The sequence below is a fragment of the Microcoleus sp. LAD1_D5 genome, from assembly GCF_036702115.1.
Classification (GTDB): Bacteria; Cyanobacteriota; Cyanobacteriia; order Cyanobacteriales; family Microcoleaceae; genus Microcoleus.
On record NZ_JAUBSA010000043.1, the window covers coordinates 33,100 to 51,623 of the forward strand.

The following is an 18,524-nucleotide window of genomic DNA, read 5'->3' on the forward strand; positions in this document are numbered from 1 at the left end:
CACCAATCAGCCGCCGCAGGCAAATAGTGACCGTTACAACACTCCTCACGACAAGACTCTCAATGTCGTATTCCCCGGAGTCCTGGCCAATGACTTCGACCCCGACGGCGACCCCTTGAGTGCCACACTGCAATCATTTCCCAGTAACGGCAAGGTCAATTTCAACCCTGACGGTTCCTTTAGCTATACTCCCAATCCGGGTTTTTTCGGCTTTGACAACTTCAGCTACAACGTCAGCGACGGAACCTTCACGTCTGGGTCTGCTGAGATACGTATTAATGTCACCAATCAGCCGCCGCAGCCAAATAGCGACCGTTACAACACTCCTCACGACAAGACTCTCAATGTCGAATTCCCCGGAGTTCTGGCCAATGACTTCGACCCCGACGGCGACCCCTTGAGTGCCACACTGCTATCAGTCCCCAGTAACGGCAAGGTCAATTTCAACCCTGACGGTTCCTTTAGCTATACTCCCAATCCGGGTTTTGTCGGCTTGGAGGTATTCAGCTACAGCGTCAGCGACGGGACCTTCACGTCTGGGTCTGCTCAGATAGGTATTAATGTCGGCAATCAGCCGCCGCAGGCAAATAGCGACAATTACAAAACCCTGCACGATCAAGCCATCAACGTGCCAGTTGCGACAGGAGTTTTAGCCAACGATAGCGACTTAGACGGTGATTTATTGACTGCAACTAAAGTCACAAATCCCAACAATGGCACTCTCGAATTGAATAATGATGGTTCGTTTATTTATACTCCGAATCCTGGATTTGTTGGACTCGATAGCTTCACTTATAGTGTCAGCGACGGGATTGCTACCCTACCACCAATTGTGGCAAATATCAATGTCACTAACAATCCGCCGATCGCACAACCTGACACCTATAGCATCAGTGCGGGAAAAGTCCTCAGCGAAATAGTGCCAGGAGTTTTAGGCAACGACTCCGACGCAGATTTAGACGCACTAACTGCTGCAGTGGCCACCAACCCGGCTACAGGGTCGATCGCCCTCAACAAAGACGGTTCTTTTACTTATACTCCTAACGCTGGCTTTTCTGGAACAGACACATTTACCTACACAGTCAGCGACGGAATAGTGAGATCTGAACCGGCTACCGTGACTATCAGCGTCAATAATAACCCGCCTGTTGCGAATTCTGACAGCTATACTACTGCTTTTAATACGAGTCTCAACGTGACGGGTTTGGGAGTCTTAATCAACGATACAGACCCGGAAAATGACCCGCTGACGGCGATTCTGGTGACAAATCCGGCTACAGGGTCGATCGCCCTCAACGCTAACGGTTCTTTCATTTACACTCCGAATCCTGGTTTTGCAGGGACAGACTCTTTTACCTACAAGGCTAATGACGGGAAAGCTGATTCTGCGATCGTCACGGCAAGCATTCTTGTAAATAACCCTCCGACTCCGACTCCCACGGAAACTCCGACTCCGACTCCCACGGAAACTCCAACTCCGACTCCCACGGAAACTCCGACTCCGACTCCCACGGAAACTCCGACTCCCACGGAAACTCCGACTCCGACTCCGACAGAAACTCCGACTCCGACTCCGACAGAAACTCCGACTCCGACGGAAACTCCGACTCCGACTCCGACGGGAACTCCAACGCCAACGGAAACTCCGACTCCGACTCCCACGGGAACTCCAACGCCAACGGAAACTCCGACTCCGACTCCCACGGGAACTCCGACTCCAACTCCCACGGGAACTCCAACGCCAACGGAAACTCCGACTCCAACTCCCACGGGAACTCCGACTCCGACTCCCCCGGAAACTCCAACGCCAACGGAAACTCCGACTCCCACGGGAACTCCGACTCCGACTCCCCCGGAAACTCCAACGCCAACGGAAACTCCGACTCCAACTCCCACGGAAACTCCAGACGATCGCGATTGCATTTGCGAACAGATTACCCTACCCGCGATCAGTTCGATTCCAGGCCCGAATTCTGTCGATCGCACTTTCAACGGCACTGACGGCGACGATTTCCTCATCGGCAGCAATCTCAACGACGCTATCAACGGTTTCAACGGCAACGACATTCTGCTGGGCGAAAAAGGCAACGACAATATTTACGGGGGACTGCCCAGCAATATCCCCCTTGGCCCGGCTACAGACCAAGACTTGCTGTTTGGCGGCAATGGCAATGACTACCTCAACGGCAATGCCGGCAACGATCTCATTTTCGCGGGTAAGGGCGATGATGTGGCCATCGGCGGCAAAGACGATGACTTGATTTGGGGTGACAAAGGCAATGACACTCTGGTTGGGGCTCAGGGTAACGACTGCTTGTTTGGAGGCAATTTTGACCCGTTTAGCCCTGACTCGAATGGACGCGATTTGCTGTTTGGCGGTGCTGGCAACGACTTCTTGAACGGGGGAGATGCTGCGGATACCCTAAGCGGCGGCGAGGGCAATGATACGGTTTACGGGGGCAAGGGCAATGATGTTGTGGTGGGGGGTACTGGCAACGATCTGCTGTTGGGCGATCGCGGCAGTGATAGCATTTGCGGCGGCGACGGGGACGATACTATTTTAGGAGACAGTGCGATCGACTTTAACGCCGAGCCTGATTCCCTGTGCGGTGGTGCTGGCAATGATTTGATTTTTGGCAACGGCGGTAGTGACAAGCTATGCGGTGAGGAGGGCAACGATACTCTCTATGGCGGTAAAGGCGACGATTATCTGATAGGGGGTTTGGGCAATGATATTCTCAGCGGCGGCATGGGGCGCGATCGCTTTGTTTTAACAGCAGGTGAAGGCAGCGATCTAATTACTGATTTCACAAAAGGTGAAGATTTACTGGTGTTAGCGGGCGGTCTAACTTTTGCTCAACTTAGTATTACCCAAAATGCTAATGCAGCTTTGATCAGGATTGGTGAGAACGGTCAACTGTTGGCTGCTTTGAATGGAGTGCAAGCTAGTGCGATCGGTCTGAATGATTTTACCATCTTCGGGTAAGCACAAATTAATTAACTAAGGTGCGTACTCCGCACCTTAGTTAATTATGTACAGTGTGCAACGCGCTGCTTACCGCCATTAGTAGTGTGTCAAATCATATCGTTTCCGGTTGCATCGGTATTGTTCAAATGTCCAAACAGTCAGTTATCCCGAAAGCATAATTTTAGTCAACAGTCAACACTCAACAATCATCTCGCTCGTGCAACCGGAATTGATATCAAATCACTTTTTGTGTCCAGGATTGCGATCGACAATAATCCAAGCTTTTGCTTGACACGGCTCCGCACTCCAGATATTATTTTAGTAATAAAAATGACTTCAACAAGCCACTGTACGGACAAACTACTGACAGTGTATTACTGACAGTGTATTTACGTAAATAAAATTTTAATGTAAAAAACAATTGATAGTAGTTGACAGCTAATACATAATCATCTCAAATTTAGGTGCATCTAGATGGGACAGATAATTATTAACGAATTCCGGCGCGCTACGGGAAACATTACAGGCAACGAGTATGTAGAGTTACTGCTCACAGAAGATGTAAGTGCAACTCAGCTTCAGAGCTATTTTGTAGGCGACTCAACTGAGCCAACAGCAGCTAAATATTCAGCTTATCGATTTACTAATATGGCAAGTATTGCTCCTGTGTTTAAAGCAGGAACAATACTTACGATCGGCGGTTTGCCTGCTAATCAAGAGATTGCCTACAACCCCATACCGTCGGGAACAAACAACGATTGGAACATTCGATTGAGTCCCCAAGGTGGATTTTTGACAAAGCTGCTCCCAGCCGGAAATTTTCATGGGGATTTCGCGGCTTCAGATGTTGTTTATGTTAATAATGCTAGCACTACAAATACCGATACAGTAGATTCGATCGCCTGGAGGACATCGGGAACTCACGGAGCCTTTGGGAGTGCAGCTAAGGTGCAAATTCCAGCACCACCCAACGGGGGTAATGTCGAGTTTTTGAGCGCTCTTGGCGGCATCAACAGAACTGCTAATTATGCTGTAGATAGTCCAGGTTCCTTGGGTTTGCCAAACGGCGGAATTAACACTATTTATATTAACAGTCTCCGCAATCCGCAGGTTAACATCGCTCCGACTTTGGCAAATTCTAATTTTAATACTCTGCTCCCAATTAATGAAGATATACCCAGCGCCGCTAACACAGGCTTTAGTATTTTTAACCTCACTAGCGAGTTAGGAAGTGATGCTAATGGCGATCCTTTGGGTGTCGCAGTAACCGCTGCAGACAATACTAACGGTAACTGGCAATTTTCAACTGATGGCAATACTTGGACAAATTTCGGCACAGTGTCGCAAAGTTCAGCAACCGTACTCGGCCCGACTCTTCTTTATAACGGCTTACTTGGTAATACTCCCACTGCTCAAAATTGGCTGTCTTTGACGAACTTAAATCTTGCTTCTCCTACCGCTACAGCTTCAGAAATATTTAGCGGTAATGGAGTTAATTTAAACAGCACTGCTGCCAATAGCATTTATGCTGGCTATACAAATAATCCTTTAAATCCGTCATTTCCTCCGCTCGATCGCACTACCGGCTTTAGCTTGTCTTTTAATCTCCAAATTATCTCGGAATCCCGCACTAATCAAAATCAAGCTGGTTTTAGCATTGTTGCCGTTACTAGCGATCGCAAAGCCATTGAAATCGGTTTTCAGCAGCTATCTGAAAACTCGGGAAATATTTTTGCACAAGGAGACGGCATTACTCCCAACCCAAACGGACAAACTAATAGCTTATTTGTGGCCGCTGAAAATATTTCTTATAACACCAATATTGCTACTAACTACAATCTCAGAGTTCAAGGTGACAATTACTTTCTTTCCGATGGCAGCGATATCATACTAAGCGGCCCGCTGCGCGATTATTCAGAATTTAGCGACCAGATAGATCGTTACGAAACTCCTAATTTTCTATTCCTCGGTGATGGCACTACCTCGGCCCAAGCTAACATCAACCTGACGCGGGTTTCCCTGCAAACGCCTGCGAGAGTCCGCTTTGTACCCAACCAAGACTATTACAGTACGCCTGGAAGCGAACCAACAATTACTTTTCGGGCGTGGGATGGAAGTAACGGAGTGGGTAACGGTACTGCGGGCGTCAATGCTTCTGTTACCGGGGGAACAACGCCGTTTAGCACTAATAGTTTAACAAGTTCGATCGCAGTTAATCCAGTCAACGATGCACCTTCGTTTGTCAAAGGAGTCGATCGCACTCTCAGCAGCAATTCGGGGCCACAAACCATCCCCGCATGGGCTACAGCCATTTCCCCAGGCCCTGCCAACGAATCAGGACAAACTGTGGCTTTTCAAGTGGTAGGGAATGACAATGCTGCTTTGTTTAGTGTACCACCGGCGATCGACTCGGTGGGGACGCTAACCTTTACGCCGGTGCCGGGGGCGATCGGCAGTGCTAATATCACTCTAAACCTGAGAGATAATGGCGGTATAGATAACGAAGGTATCGATACTTCTGACGACCAATCCTTCATTATCAACCTCACAAATCCAGGCACATTTAAATTCAGTAACGCCAATTACAGCGTTAATGAAAACGGTCAATTTGTCACAGTTACCGTTACTCGCACTGATGCTACTAATGTGGCTGCTGTCAGTTACACTACAAGTAATGGCACTGCTAATGCTGGAAGTGACTATAACCAGACATCGGGAACTTTAAACTTTGGCATTGGCGAAACTGCTCAAACTTTCACAATTCCAATTGTTGATGATTCAGAGATAGAAGAGGATGAAACTGTTAATTTAACTCTGAACAATCCCACTAACGGAGCAGATTTAGGAGCAATTTCTAGTGCTATTTTGACTATTGTAGATACAACTCCAACTCCGACGCCGACACCTGCGGAAACTCCAATTCCCACGGAAACTCCGACTCCGACGCCGACACCTGCGGAAACTCCAATTCCCACGGAAACTCCGACTCCGACTCCGACACCTGCGGAAACTCCGACACCTGCGGAAACTCCGACTCCGACACCAACTCCGACACCTGCGGAAATTCCAATTCCGACACCGACGCCAATTCCGACTCCGACACCTGCGGAAACTCCGACACCTGCGGAAACTCCAACTCCGACACCAACTCCGACGCTTGCGGAAATTCCAATTCCGACACCGACGCCAATTCCGACTCCGACGCCTGCGGAAACTCCAATTCCAACACCAATTCCGACACCTGCGGAAACTCCGACGCCTGCGGAAATTCCAACTCCGACGCCAATTCCGACGCCAATTCCTGCGGAAACTCCAATTCCGACACCGACGCTAATTCCAGGGGAAAATCCGACACCAATTCCAACGCCAATTCCGACTGCGACACCAATTCCGACGCCTGCGGAAACTCCAATTCCGACGCCAATTCCTGCGGAAACTCCAATTCCGACACCGACGCTAATTCCAGGGGAAACTCCGACACCAATTCCAACGCCAATTCCGACATCTGCGGAAACTCCAATTCCGACGCCTGCGGAAACGCCGATCGCAAATCAGAATTCGATCGCCCCAACCACATCTCCAACAACCGAAACCCCCGAACCTGGGCTAATTCCTGCTGCTTCGGAAGACTGTATGTGCGATCGAATCACTTTACCCGATCGCACTTCCATTCCCGGCCCGAATATCCCTGAAAATATCCTCAACGGTACTGACGGTAAAGATACTCTAACCGGCAGTGATATTAATGACATCATCAACGGTTTCAACGGCAGCGACTGGCTAAATGGCTTTCTCGGCAACGACAATATTTACGGCGGCCTTGCTAGCCCAGTTGCTGTTGGCGCGGATGCAGACAGCGACACCATATTTGGCCACGAAAATAACGACTATCTCGTCGGCCACGCTGGGAATGACATTATTTATGCGGGTAAAGATCATGATGTGGCGATCGCAGGCAAAGATAATGACATAGTTTGGGGCGACAAAGGCAACGATACCCTGCTTGGCGATGAAGGTAATGACAGTTTATTTGGCGGCACTTCTGATGCGTCTGACGGTGACTTGACAGGAAAAGATTTGCTTTTTGGCAATAACGGCAACGACGTTTTATACGGACAAGAAAGCGAAGATACTCTTGCTGGGGGCGAGGACAATGATACCTTACATGGCGGCAAAAATAACGATATAATTTGCGGTGATTCTGGCAATGATTTGCTGTTTGGAGATTTGGGAAATGATAGCATCTGCGGTGGCGACGGCGAGGATACGATTTTCGGAGATATTGACAATATCGCGACGAATTCTAGCAGTCAAAAAGATTATTTGTGTGGCGGTAGCGGCAATGATTTAATTTTTGGTAATCAAGATGCCGATCAATTGTGCGGCGGTGACGGTAGCGATACTCTCTACGGCGGTAAGGCTGATGATACTTTGATTGGGGGAATTGGCGACGACTGGTTGATGGGAGATTTAGGAAACGATACGCTGCAAGGGGGAAGCGGGCGCGATTACTTTTTCTTGACTGCAGGAGAAGGCCACGCTGTAATCGCTGATTTTACGCAAGGTGAAGATTTATTAATTTTAACGGGAGGGTTAACGGTCGATCGACTCAGCATAGTTGAAGAAAACACTACAACTTTTATCAAAATTGCCAACACCGATCAAATCTTAGCTAGCCTCAACGGCGTACCAGCTAATCTCATCACTCAACAGGATTTTACAGTAATCGGGCTACCTAGTTTGTAGATAATATGAAATCCGGTTGTATCACAATGATCGCTAATATCATATGCGATCGATTAACCATAATATCCCGGTCGGGGCGGGTTTTTGAGATTGTCAATTATTTGCAGGTATTGTTGGTGAAGCCGCCCCTACAAAAATCGCGATCGCTCGACCGGACATGATATGAGACACTAATTAAATCTTTCGTATAGCGTCAGCAAATAGTCATATCGCATTGATTTATCCTCTCTAAAATTAATCCACCCTGCCTTCTGAAGGCAGGCTAGGGCGATCGGGAGGACTGTGGATTCAAACACAATATTGGTACTAGACTTGGGGTTAATTTGAAACTGTAGGGTGCAGACGGCCCACCCTACAGTTTCTCGTTTCCAGGCTCGGCTTTGTATTTAAACCGGAACCAGAGTCGGTTCCAAAGTTGCCACTAATTTGAGATTGTACTCATCTTCAAAAGACGGCTTTTTATAATCCAAACTCCACAGTTCCAGAGCGCAATCGTCTTCGGGATTGAGCGGCTGCAGCCGCAAATGAAACTCTCGAACTTCGGGGCGGTGTTCGCATTTAAAATCCGAAATTGCGCCAATCTGCCGCCTATCCAAAGCCACAGCCAACCGCAGAAAAGGATGCAATTTACTTACTACTTCCCGGTATTTTTTGGGAAGAATTAGAAAATTATCGTGCTTTTTTTTAGGAGGATTTTTCCGGTGATAGCGAGCCAAATTGGCAATTACTTCAATCTCTGTTTCAGTGTAGCCCAATAACTCACCATTACGAATTAAATAGTAAGAATGCTTGTGGTGCGCCGAATGACTTACGTACAAACCGCAGTTGTGCAGAATTGCGGCAGCCCACAGCAACTCCCGTTCTTCGCTTCCCCAGTTGTGTAGAATTCCTTGAGTTTGGTCGAATAAATTGAGCGCAAATGCTGCGGTTCTTTCGCTTTGTTCTAAATTGACTTGATATTTGTCCGCCATGTGGAGAATGCTGCGCTGGCGGATTGAACCTTGATAGCGCAAGCGGTTTTCAATCAAACCGTGGCTAAGCATCCAGTCAACAATTACGCCTTCTCTCAGAGAGCGATCGCAAACAGTCAGCGATTCAATTCCTAATAGTATCATAGCTTCCTGCAAAATCATAGATCCTGCCAGAATAATTTCCGCCCGCTTGTCCGACATTCCCGGAATTGCCAACCTTTCGGCATAGGAAAGTTTGCGAAAACGATTGACTAAATCGCGCAAATCTTTTAAACTTAACTGATATCCAGCCAGCGGACTCGGCACTGTTCCCAACTTTTCGCGAGCGTTAATTGCAGCCAGAGTTTCGATGGTTCCAGCAGTGCCGATCAAACGCAGAGGTTCGCCCGCATTGAATTGAGAGCGCAATTCGTCGATCGGTCTTTCCAGCGAAATCCGAATATAAGCTTGCAAATAAGCAAACTCCTCCTTGCTAATCGGGTCAGTTTTGACAAATTGTCCTGTTAAGCGAACAGCACCAATTTTTGTACTGGTGAGACAGCGAGGTTCTGAACTGTCTCCTAAAATCAACTCAGTAGAACCGCCCCCAATATCAATAATTACCTGAGACTGATTGTTAAACTCCATACCTGAAAGTACGCCGAGATAAATCCTCCGCGCTTCTTCCTGACCGGAAATTAAACTAACATTAAGGTCTAATTCGTCAGCAACTTGTTTGAGAAAATCCCGCCCGTTAGGGGCTTCCCGAACCGCACTCGTAGCAACAGCGATAATTTGTTCAGCATTGAAAGTTTTAGCAATATCTTGAAAACGGCGCAGAGTGGCGATCGCTCTTTCCATAACCTCTGACTTCAAGCACCCTGTCTTAGCTTCGCAATCGCCCAACCGAACCGTATCTTTTTCTCTAGCAATAATCGTAAACGCGGGCAATTTCGGATCGATCCGCGCCACCACCATGTGAAACGAGTTAGTACCCATATCAATAGCAGCAATAATGCGATTTGACTCCGCAGAAGCAAGTGAATTAACCATTGGAGTGTATCGGGGTTGACAGATATTTATAATTATTTCACGAATCCAGTGAGGCATTCTATTAAATTAGCAAAAATTAGGAACTGCTGACGGGTCAAGACTTTCACCTGTTTTAAATTCCGGCAGAAGTGCGATCGCCAGCAGAGATAGTAAGTGATTGTGCCTAAAATTTGATAAAATCTAGAGTTAAAAATATCAAATCTAGAATTGAAATGCTTAAAGAGCCCGATCGCCCAACCGAATCCACATTGCTAACCGTCGTGAGGCTTTTGAGGTGGGACAAACCAGCAGGAAGGCTCATTTTAATGATTCCAGCCCTCTGGGCCGTCTTTTTAGCAGCAGACGGGAGGCCGCCCGCAGCATTGGTGGGCGTGATTGTGTTGGGAACCTTAGCCACGAGTGCGGCTGGATGCGTGATCAACGACTTGTGGGATCGCGATATCGATCCCGAAGTAGAAAGAACGCGATCGCGCCCGCTAGCATCCCGCGCCCTCACCGTGCAAACTGGAATAGGAGTTGCATTAATTTCCTTTGCTTGCGCGGCGATTCTCGCTTTTTATCTCAATCCTTTAAGCTTCTGGCTGTGTGTCGCCGCCGTACCAGTAATTATCTGCTATCCGCTGGCCAAAAGATTCTTTCCCGTGCCGCAATTAGTGTTATCAATTGCCTGGGGTTTTGCTGTTTTAATTAGTTGGAGCGCCGCCGTTAATGAATTAGAATTAGCGACTTGGCTGCTGTGGGGTGCAGTCGTGTTGTGGACGATGGGATTTGATACAGTTTATGCGATGAGCGATCGAGAAGACGATTTGCGTTTGGGGGTGAATTCCAGCGCGATATTTTTCGGGGATAATGCTGCTAATGCTGTGGGTTTTTTCTTTGTTGGTACTGTCGGTTTGTTAGCAGCAATGGGAATTAATCTGCACTTGCACATTGGTTTTTGGATGGCAATTAGTGCGGCGGCTATTTTGTGGTTTTTGCAATATAGTCAACTGCGGAATGCGGATATTCCCAAGCTTGTTTACGGTCAAATCTTTCGCCAAAATGTTTGGGTGGGGTTTGTGATCTTGGCGGGGATGATTGTTGGGGAGATTTTTTAGTTTTTTGTAGGACTTTTCCTGCAGGAAACGGGTATGAAAATCCAATGATTGAATTTTGACAGAATAGCTTCACATAGATTTAAGCCTCAAAGCCTTTGTCTCTCTGCTTTGTATCGAAGTCTCCAACGGCTGCACATCCCCGAAAAAAGGGGGACGAGCGATCGCTTCTTCCCCCTTTTTCAGGAGTATTATAAATAAATATATTTAGTTAAATATACTTATTTATCAATCCAATTAAATTAAAACCTTTACATAAATTAATGAGGCGCAGGCTTCTAAAAACTGATATTATATTTTTTTGTTACCCAAAATTCTACTCAATTATACCCAATATTGGTGGATAAAAATAAATAAAAACCGATTGTGACAAGTGAGGCGGCGGCATCTGGCTAATAAAAATCGAGAGCCATTTCTCACCCAGATTCCGAAGGGTTCTCGATATTTCAAGAATGCAATATATTCAACCCTAAACTATGATATGAAAAGAATCATCATTGGCCTCATGGGCCCGGGCGAAAGTGCCACATCAACCGACTTAGAAAATGCCTATCAACTCGGACAACTTATCGCCGAAGCAGGATGGATATTGCTAACTGGCGGTAGAAATGTCGGCGTCATGGATGCCGCCAACAAAGGAGCCAAATCAGCTAACGGTTTAACAGTCGGCATCCTTCCGGGAAATGACACTCGCGGCATTTCTGAAGCTGTAGATATTGCTATTGTCACCGATATGGGAAACGCCAGAAATAACATTAACGTTCTTTCTTCAGATGTAATAATTGCCTGCGGTATGGGGACGGGCACAGCTTCGGAAATAGCACTCGCTCTGAAAGCTAACAAACAAGTTATCTTGTTAAATGACAGCGCCGAAAGTCAAGTTTTTTTTAAAGGTTTAGCACAATTTAACATCTTTGTGCTAAACAATGCTGTAGAGGCTATGAATCAAGCTCGCGAAATCCTAGCAAATCCAAGATGAAATCCAAGATGAGAGTAAGCAAATTCAACTTTTGTGCGATCGGCATTTTTCTGACTTTGGGGATTTTCGTCACTACTAAAGCAGACGGAAGAATTGCACAGTTCAGTTCCAGCAACAAATCCACTCAAAAATTAGCACAAACCCTCCCTCCTCCTCCCCCTTTCACACAGCCTGTTACCGAACAAGAAGCGCCACCTATTCGCAGCGAATCCGTGGGGGATCAAATAGCTTTAGCAACCCATTTGCAGACAATCAAAGCTAGACTCTACGGTGCTTACTGGTGTCCTAACTGTCACACGCAACAAGAACTTTTCGGCAAAGAAGCATTTACGGCGATTACTTACATTGAGTGCGATCCCAGAGGCAAAGATGCTCAACCAGATTTGTGCAAAGCTGCCAATATTAAAGCTTATCCCACTTGGGAAATTCGGGGTAAATATTACACAGGCCGGCACTCTTTGGAAAAACTGGCTATTTTATCTGGTTATAAAGGCAGCCGCAATTTTCTGCCACCAGTTCCCTCTCCTTAAAAATATCTAAATTCGTTCGCACTCGCCCACTAAGAAACCGGGTTTTTGAACCGAGATTGACGGTTTTCAGCAATTTTTTTAGTTAAAAACCCGGTTTCTCGCCACCCGCGCGTCCAGGGCTATAAATGTAAAGTGCTTATGGCGCACCTAAAATTATGATTTTTATGAATCCCACTTCTGAATAATATGAATTGACATGACACTGAGCTGGTTATTTAATTGTAATTAGGCGGACAGATATATGTCAATTTCAGATTAGCAGTTATTCAGGAGACTGAAGCGATGCAGTTACACTTTAACAACAAACAAATAATTTGGAGCAGTTTGCTGTGCTTTTCGGCAATTGCATTTCCCCTAACGAGCCAAGCTATAACAGTACAAGAAGTACCGAATCCCCGTCAAATAAACAATACTTGGGTAACGGACAGCGCAAACATTCTCAGCAACAGCACCTCAACTCAAGTAAATCAAATGATTTCGGATTTAGAGGCAAAAAACGGCTCGCAAATCGCTGTTGTGACAGTGCCTGATACTCAGCCATCGGCGACACCAAAAGCATTTGCTACAGAATTATTTAACTTTTGGGGAATTGGCAAAAAAGGTAAAAATAACGGAGTTTTATTGTTGATTTCGTCGGGGGAACGCCGCGTTCAAATTGAAACAGGTTCTGGCATTCAAAGCATTTTGCCGGATGCACAGGTAGTGGGAATTATTAAAACGGAAATTACGCCCAGATTTAAACAGCAGGACTTTGACGGGGGCACATTAGCCGGGACAAAGGCGTTAGTAAATGTTTTACAAACTCCGATGGTAAATGCTCAATCTCAAACCACGCTGCCTTTGGCTCCAATCGTACCATCTCAAGGGGTGAAACCCTCACCAATAGCTAGTCCATCGCCAGTTATTAGTAATAGTACATCACCAGGTGAAGATTCATCGAATTCAATCAATGGGTTACTTTTGGGGTTATTCATCGCATTAATACCTGGTTTCATTATCTTTAAGATATTTCGCAGCTTATTTTCTCGGAAATCTCGTTCCCGCCACCGCCGTTATCCGCGCAATTACAGTAGTAACAATCACAATTACAGCAGTAACACTCCCAATTACAGCAGTAACACTCCCAATTACAGTAGTAACACTCCCAATTACAGTAGCAGTAGCAGTAGCGATGATTGCGGTGGCTACTCCAGCATTAACAGTAGCAGCGACTACAGCATTAACAGTAGCAGCGACTACAGCGCTGTCGGTGCGGGTGGCGATTACAGCAGTAGCGACTGCGGAGGTAGCTTTGGCGGTGGCAACTCCAGCGGTGGCGGTGCGGGTGGCGATTACAGCAGCAGCAGTAGCAGTAGCGACTACAGCAGTAGCAGTAGCAGTAGCAGCAGTGGCGATTACAGCAGCAGTAGCAGCAGTAGCGATTATAGCAGCAGTAGCGACTACAGCAGTAGCAGCAGTAGCGACTACAGCAGTAGTGGGGGTGGCGGTGGGGATTGGTAATTCGGGAATGGAGGCATAAACCGAGTTTTTTTTAACAGGAATTACGCACTTTCTTTTAGAGTCCGCGCAGGCGGACTTTGTTTGTGTAGTTGCGGTTTCAACCGCCCAACTCGCGACGGGTAGCTAACTAAAATACTTTTTAACAATTTTCAAAATCCGTGAGGCTGCCAAACCGTCCCCAAAGGGATTAATTGCCATTGCCATTGCGTTGTAAGCATCTGAATTGCTCAGCAATTCTGCCGCTGCTGTGAAAATTGTATCAGAATTCGTACCTACAAGTTTAGCAGTTCCTGCGGAAATCGCCTCTGGCCTTTCTGTGGTTTCTCGCAATACTAAAACTGGCTTGCCCAAACTAGGTGCTTCCTCTTGCAAGCCACCGGAATCTGTTAAAATTAAATGACATCTTTGAATTGCTCCTACTAATTCTGCGTAATCTAAAGGTTCAGTTAAAAATACTCTGGGATGGTCGCCCAAAAGAGCTTGCAAAGGTTCTCTAACAGTTGGATTTCGGTGCAGGGGTAGCAGTAAAGCTGTGTCGGGAAATTTATCTAAGATTTGGAGAAATGCGTGAGCAATTCCTTGTAAGGGTTCGCCCCAATTTTCGCGGCGGTGAACTGTTGCTAAGATAGTGCGATATTTGCTCCAATCTAATTGGGGAATGTTGCATTCTGGTTCGCGTTTGGCTACGGCAAGCAAAGCATCGATTACTGTGTTGCCTGTACGGTGAATTTCTCCCCAAACCCCCGATCGCCCTAAATTCTCTTGAGCCAGCGCTGTCGGGGCAAAATGCAGCCGTGTGAGCTGAGAAATCAACCGTCGGTTAGCCTCTTCGGGGTAAGGATTAAACACGTCGTCTGTCCGCAATCCGGCTTCTACGTGACCTACGGGTATTTTCTGGTAAAATGCAGCCAAAGCAGCGGCAAACGCAGTCGTTGTATCGCCCTGAACTAACACGATTTCGGGCTGCAATTCTTTAAACAAGGCTTCTAAACCCTGCAAACTCCGGGAAGTAATATCCGTCAAGGTTTGCTGGTGCTGCATAATTGCTAAATCCCGATCGGCTTTTAGATCGAACATTCGCATTACTTGCTCGACCATTTCTCGGTGCTGACCGGTTAAAATTACTTGGGTGTCAAAGGTTGGCGAACTTTTGAAGAGTTGAATTACTGGGGCTAGTTTAATGGCTTCCGGGCGAGTTCCTAAGACGATGCAAACGCGGTGTGTGGCTTCGGGCATGGTAAAATTGGGTAGTTGAGATTTGCGAGGCTCTTAAAGGCTGAATATTTTATAGCAGGTTTGAATCGTTGGTTAACAAGATTTATTTTTTTATGAACCGCAGAGGGCGCAGAGGAGGGAGAAAAGAGAGAGAGAAAGGGGTTTATTTGGGGTGTTATATCGTTTTATCTCGCACTGTTGGTACATTTTTATTGTTTAACTGTCATGCCCTATCGTTACATTCTCTTTTACAAACCCTACGACGTTTTAACTCAATTCACTGACAACTCCAGCGAGACTAAACGCAGCACTCTTAAAGACTATATTCCTATTCCTAACATTTATGCAGTAGGAAGGCTCGATCGCGATAGTGAAGGTTTGTTGCTGCTAACCGATGATGGGCCCCTTCAGCACCGACTCAGTGACCCGAAATTCGCTCATCCCCGCACTTACTGGGTGCAAGTGGAACGAATTCCCGATGCAAGTGCGATCTCCGCTTTGCAGACAGGTGTCACAATTCAAGATTATCGGACTCGATCGGCAAAAGTGCAATTATTGTTAGAAGAACCACCTTTGCCGCCCCGCGAACCGCCGATTCGATTTCGCAAAAATGTGCCGACAGCTTGGCTGGAAATGACTCTGACAGAAGGCCGCAACCGCCAAGTGCGCCGGATGACCGCAGCAGTAGGGTGTCCGACGCTGCGGCTGGTCAGATGTGCGATCGGGCCTTTGCGTCTCGAAGGCCTCAAACCCGGTGAATGGCGCGAACTAACTCAAGCTGATTTTAGATTTTAGATTTTAGATTGGGGAATTACAGTCAACCGTCTTAACATTTAGGACATTCTTGATATCTGAAACTATTACTGCGGCTGCATTTCCCTTCTTCCTTCTTCCTTCTTCCTGATATCCGTTACATCCGTTACATCCGTTACACAATCCGTTGCCGAACTTCCTTCTTCCTTCTGCTTACTTTCGAGGGGGCAAAATAAAACTCTCGTTTCCATCCTTATCTTTTTGCACCTGAGCTCCCAACTTGACAAGAGCTTGTCTCGCCCTTTGACGCACCAACTTATCAGTTGTTTGAGCATAAACCGTGCTCCAAGCAGTAAACCGCACCGGCACGTTATCGGGATCTCGGCGCAAATACTCAGCAGTTGCTCGAAACATCGGCGCCAATTTCGGCCCTTCCGGGCTTCCTTGTACCCACTCAGCGGCCATTTCGTGGGAGCGAATTGAGTCGGGAATATCCCCCAACAGCAGCAACTCATCAATACCTTTAGTTCGCCACACTATCCAGGATTGGGAATGAAGTTGCGGCGAAACGGCAAGGGCCCTAGTACCACGCTCTATAAAGCTAACAGCAGTTTCAGGCTTTCCCTGATAAAAAGAAATCGCTGTGGAAAGAAACAGGTAGATGTCAGCCCACCGCGGGTCGCGCTGCGTAACTATGTCAAAATAATCTTGGCTCAGATTGTAGCCCGTCACATTTCGGGCTTCGTCGTCGCCAAAATACTGCAAAAATTTGAGAAATGTCCAATCTGCAATTAAATTGTCAAATCCAAAACTAGGGATAGTTTTGAGCATTTTTAGCCGCAGGGCTTCTTGCTGCGCTTCTTGCTGTGCGGCTTGCTTGAAACTGGCAGCAGACATTGCAGAGAGCGGCTTTTGGCCCTGAACACGAACTGGGGACATTCCGCCCAACAGTCCGCTAGACTGCATGGCGACGACCCCCGCCAGCGCTGCTAGACCAATAACTCCATTAACGACCAGGCTCAACCACTTACGCGAAAATTGTTCGATTTTAGCTTCCACGGCACTTTATAAATCCAAGTTTTAAATTAAGTTTATTGAAAGAGAGTAATAATTGGTTGGCGATCGACTAAAAATCTCGTTAAACTGTCCAAAGGGATGGTGGAGCCTCCACACAATAGTTTAAGTAGTAGTGTGAGATTTTTTAGCAATATAAAATCTCAAATCAAAAATCTAAAATCGAATTGAGCCAAATTCAATGAATCAAGCCCGCAGACGCTTTTCTAAATTACAGGCAGCCCTGTTCAGTGGGGCGATGGCAACAACCGCTTCGATATCTTTACTCGTTCCCGGCCTGAGCCAATCAGTCCGCGCGGAGCTTCAAGATAGCCCCAAAGCTGTCTTAGACGAAGCTTGGCAAATTGTGAACCGAGACTATGTTGATGGCAGCTTTAACAAGACTGACTGGCAAGTAACCCGCCAAGAACTGCTGAGCAAAAATTATACCTCTCGCGAAGCTGCCTACACCGCCCTCCGCAAAGCCCTAGAGAAATTAAACGACCCCTACACCCGCTTCATGGACCCGAAGCAATACGAAGCGCTGACGAATCAAACCTCCGGGGAACTGACAGGGGTGGGGATGAGGCTGGAAGAAAACGAGAAAACCAAAGCGATTACGGTAGTCGAGCCGATGGAAAATTCCCCGGCCCTGAAGGCAGGGATTCAAGCGGGCGATACGATTTTGGTGATTGACGGCAAAACTACCAAAGGCATGACTGTCTCGGATGCGGCTCAGATAATTCGGGGCGACGAAGGCACGAAAGTCACGCTGCGGATTGCTCGTGAGGGCAAAAGCGAATTTGATATCACTCTGACTAGGGCGAGAATTGAGGTAGCAGCGGTTCGCTACAGCCTCAAGAATGAAGGTGGTCAGAATGTGGGTTACATCCGTTTGCAAGAGTTTAGCTCTCACGCCGGCGAACAAATGCAGGCGGCGATTAAAAAGCTCTCGGATCAGAAAGCTGATGCTTTTGTATTGGATTTGCGGGGCAATCCCGGCGGGTTGCTGCGAGTGAGCATTGATATCGCTCGGATGTGGATGGATACAGGGGCGATCGTCCGCACAGTCGATCGCACGGGCGATTCTCAGGAAATGAAGGCAAATCGCACTGCGCTCACTGACAAGCCTTTGGTGGTGCTCGTGGACGACAACTCAGCCAGCGCCAGCGAGATTTTGGCCGGTGCTCTGAAGGATAATAAGCGCGCAACTGTCATGGGCGGCCAAACTTTTGGCAAAGCTTTGGTGCAGTCGGTGCATTCTTTGGCTGATGGTTCGGGATTGGCGGTGACCATCGCTCACTACTATACTCCCAACGGTACGGATATCAGCCAGAAGGGGGTTACTCCCGATGTTAAGGTGGAAATCACCGACGAACAAAAGCTGAAATTAGCTAACAAACCGACGTTAGTTGCAACTAAGGACGATCCTTGCTACGCGCAGGCGATCGCACTTTTGAAAACTACCGCTTCCTCGACCCGTCCCGTTGCTGCTAATGAGGTTCTTGTTCCTAAGAAGTAGTTGAAACCGTCAGTAGTTAACAATAAGCATGAAGATGAAACCCGCATCGGCGGGTTTTGTTTTTATTGATTAGTTAGGGGTTGTTAAGTAGGGCTTGCTGAAAAAGTGAGAAAACAGCATTTAGAAAGATGAGTGAATTCGAGTTCTCCTCGGCAATATAA

The 18,524-nt window shown here is 47.1% G+C and carries 12 protein-coding genes; 8 read left to right on the plus strand and 4 right to left on the minus strand.

The window, feature by feature from the left end; translation table 11 throughout:
- On the plus strand, positions 1-2,986 hold a 2,986-nt coding region (locus tag QUA70_RS18090), incomplete at its 5' end, for an Ig-like domain-containing protein (RefSeq protein ID WP_333410531.1).
- A gap of 456 nt (positions 2,987-3,442) precedes the next feature.
- Positions 3,443-7,714: a choice-of-anchor Y domain-containing protein gene (locus tag QUA70_RS18095; protein ID WP_333410533.1), complete on the plus strand. Its 4,272-nt coding sequence runs from the start codon at positions 3,443-3,445 to the stop codon at positions 7,712-7,714.
- A 386-nt stretch (positions 7,715-8,100) separates the two neighbouring features.
- Here QUA70_RS18095 and QUA70_RS18100 read toward each other — a convergent pair whose 3' ends face one another.
- Positions 8,101-9,717: a Ppx/GppA phosphatase family protein gene (locus QUA70_RS18100; RefSeq protein ID WP_333348990.1), complete on the minus strand. Its 1,617-nt coding sequence runs from the start codon at positions 9,715-9,717 to the stop codon at positions 8,101-8,103.
- Positions 9,718-9,929: 212 nt separating this feature from the next.
- On the opposite strand from QUA70_RS18100, the gene QUA70_RS18105 reads away from it, so the two are divergent.
- The 4 genes from QUA70_RS18105 (at position 9,930) to QUA70_RS18120 (ending at position 13,820) form a co-directional block, all read left to right on the plus strand.
- Positions 9,930-10,814, plus strand: coding sequence for a 4-hydroxybenzoate solanesyltransferase (locus QUA70_RS18105; RefSeq protein ID WP_333335033.1), 885 nt, complete (start codon positions 9,930-9,932; stop codon positions 10,812-10,814).
- A gap of 478 nt (positions 10,815-11,292) precedes the next feature.
- A complete protein-coding gene (locus QUA70_RS18110) occupies positions 11,293-11,790 on the plus strand; it encodes a TIGR00725 family protein (RefSeq protein ID WP_333335030.1) in 498 nt (165 codons plus the stop codon).
- Positions 11,791-11,798: 8 nt separating this feature from the next.
- Positions 11,799-12,320 carry a hypothetical protein gene (locus QUA70_RS18115; protein ID WP_333335027.1) on the plus strand — a complete coding sequence of 174 codons (522 nt, stop codon included), beginning with the start codon at positions 11,799-11,801 and terminating at the stop codon, positions 12,318-12,320.
- 282 nt (positions 12,321-12,602) lie between these two features.
- Positions 12,603-13,820, plus strand: a complete 1,218-nt coding sequence (locus QUA70_RS18120; RefSeq protein ID WP_333335024.1) for a TPM domain-containing protein — start codon at positions 12,603-12,605, stop codon at positions 13,818-13,820.
- A 123-nt stretch (positions 13,821-13,943) separates the two neighbouring features.
- Here QUA70_RS18120 and wecB read toward each other — a convergent pair whose 3' ends face one another.
- Positions 13,944-15,056 carry a non-hydrolyzing UDP-N-acetylglucosamine 2-epimerase gene (gene wecB, locus QUA70_RS18125; protein WP_333348988.1) on the minus strand — a complete coding sequence of 371 codons (1,113 nt, stop codon included), beginning with the start codon at positions 15,054-15,056 and terminating at the stop codon, positions 13,944-13,946.
- Between the two features lie 204 nt (positions 15,057-15,260).
- On the opposite strand from wecB, the gene QUA70_RS18130 reads away from it, so the two are divergent.
- Positions 15,261-15,830, plus strand: coding sequence for a pseudouridine synthase (locus QUA70_RS18130; RefSeq protein WP_333348986.1), 570 nt, complete (start codon positions 15,261-15,263; stop codon positions 15,828-15,830).
- A 65-nt stretch (positions 15,831-15,895) separates the two neighbouring features.
- Here QUA70_RS18130 and QUA70_RS18135 read toward each other — a convergent pair whose 3' ends face one another.
- Both QUA70_RS18135 and QUA70_RS18140 read right to left on the minus strand, forming a co-directional pair.
- Positions 15,896-16,039, minus strand: coding sequence for a hypothetical protein (locus QUA70_RS18135; RefSeq protein WP_333348984.1), 144 nt, complete (start codon positions 16,037-16,039; stop codon positions 15,896-15,898).
- Positions 16,002-16,847 carry a hypothetical protein gene (locus tag QUA70_RS18140; RefSeq protein ID WP_333348983.1) on the minus strand — a complete coding sequence of 282 codons (846 nt, stop codon included), beginning with the start codon at positions 16,845-16,847 and terminating at the stop codon, positions 16,002-16,004. The genes QUA70_RS18135 and QUA70_RS18140 overlap by 38 nt, the downstream gene beginning before the upstream one ends.
- Positions 16,848-17,043: 196 nt before the next feature.
- On the opposite strand from QUA70_RS18140, the gene ctpB reads away from it, so the two are divergent.
- The gene (ctpB, locus tag QUA70_RS18145; RefSeq protein WP_333348981.1) at positions 17,044-18,363 is read left to right on the plus strand and encodes a carboxyl-terminal processing protease CtpB; all 1,320 of its coding nucleotides are present in this window, start codon (positions 17,044-17,046) and stop codon (positions 18,361-18,363) included.
- Positions 18,364-18,524: the final 161 nt, after the last annotated feature.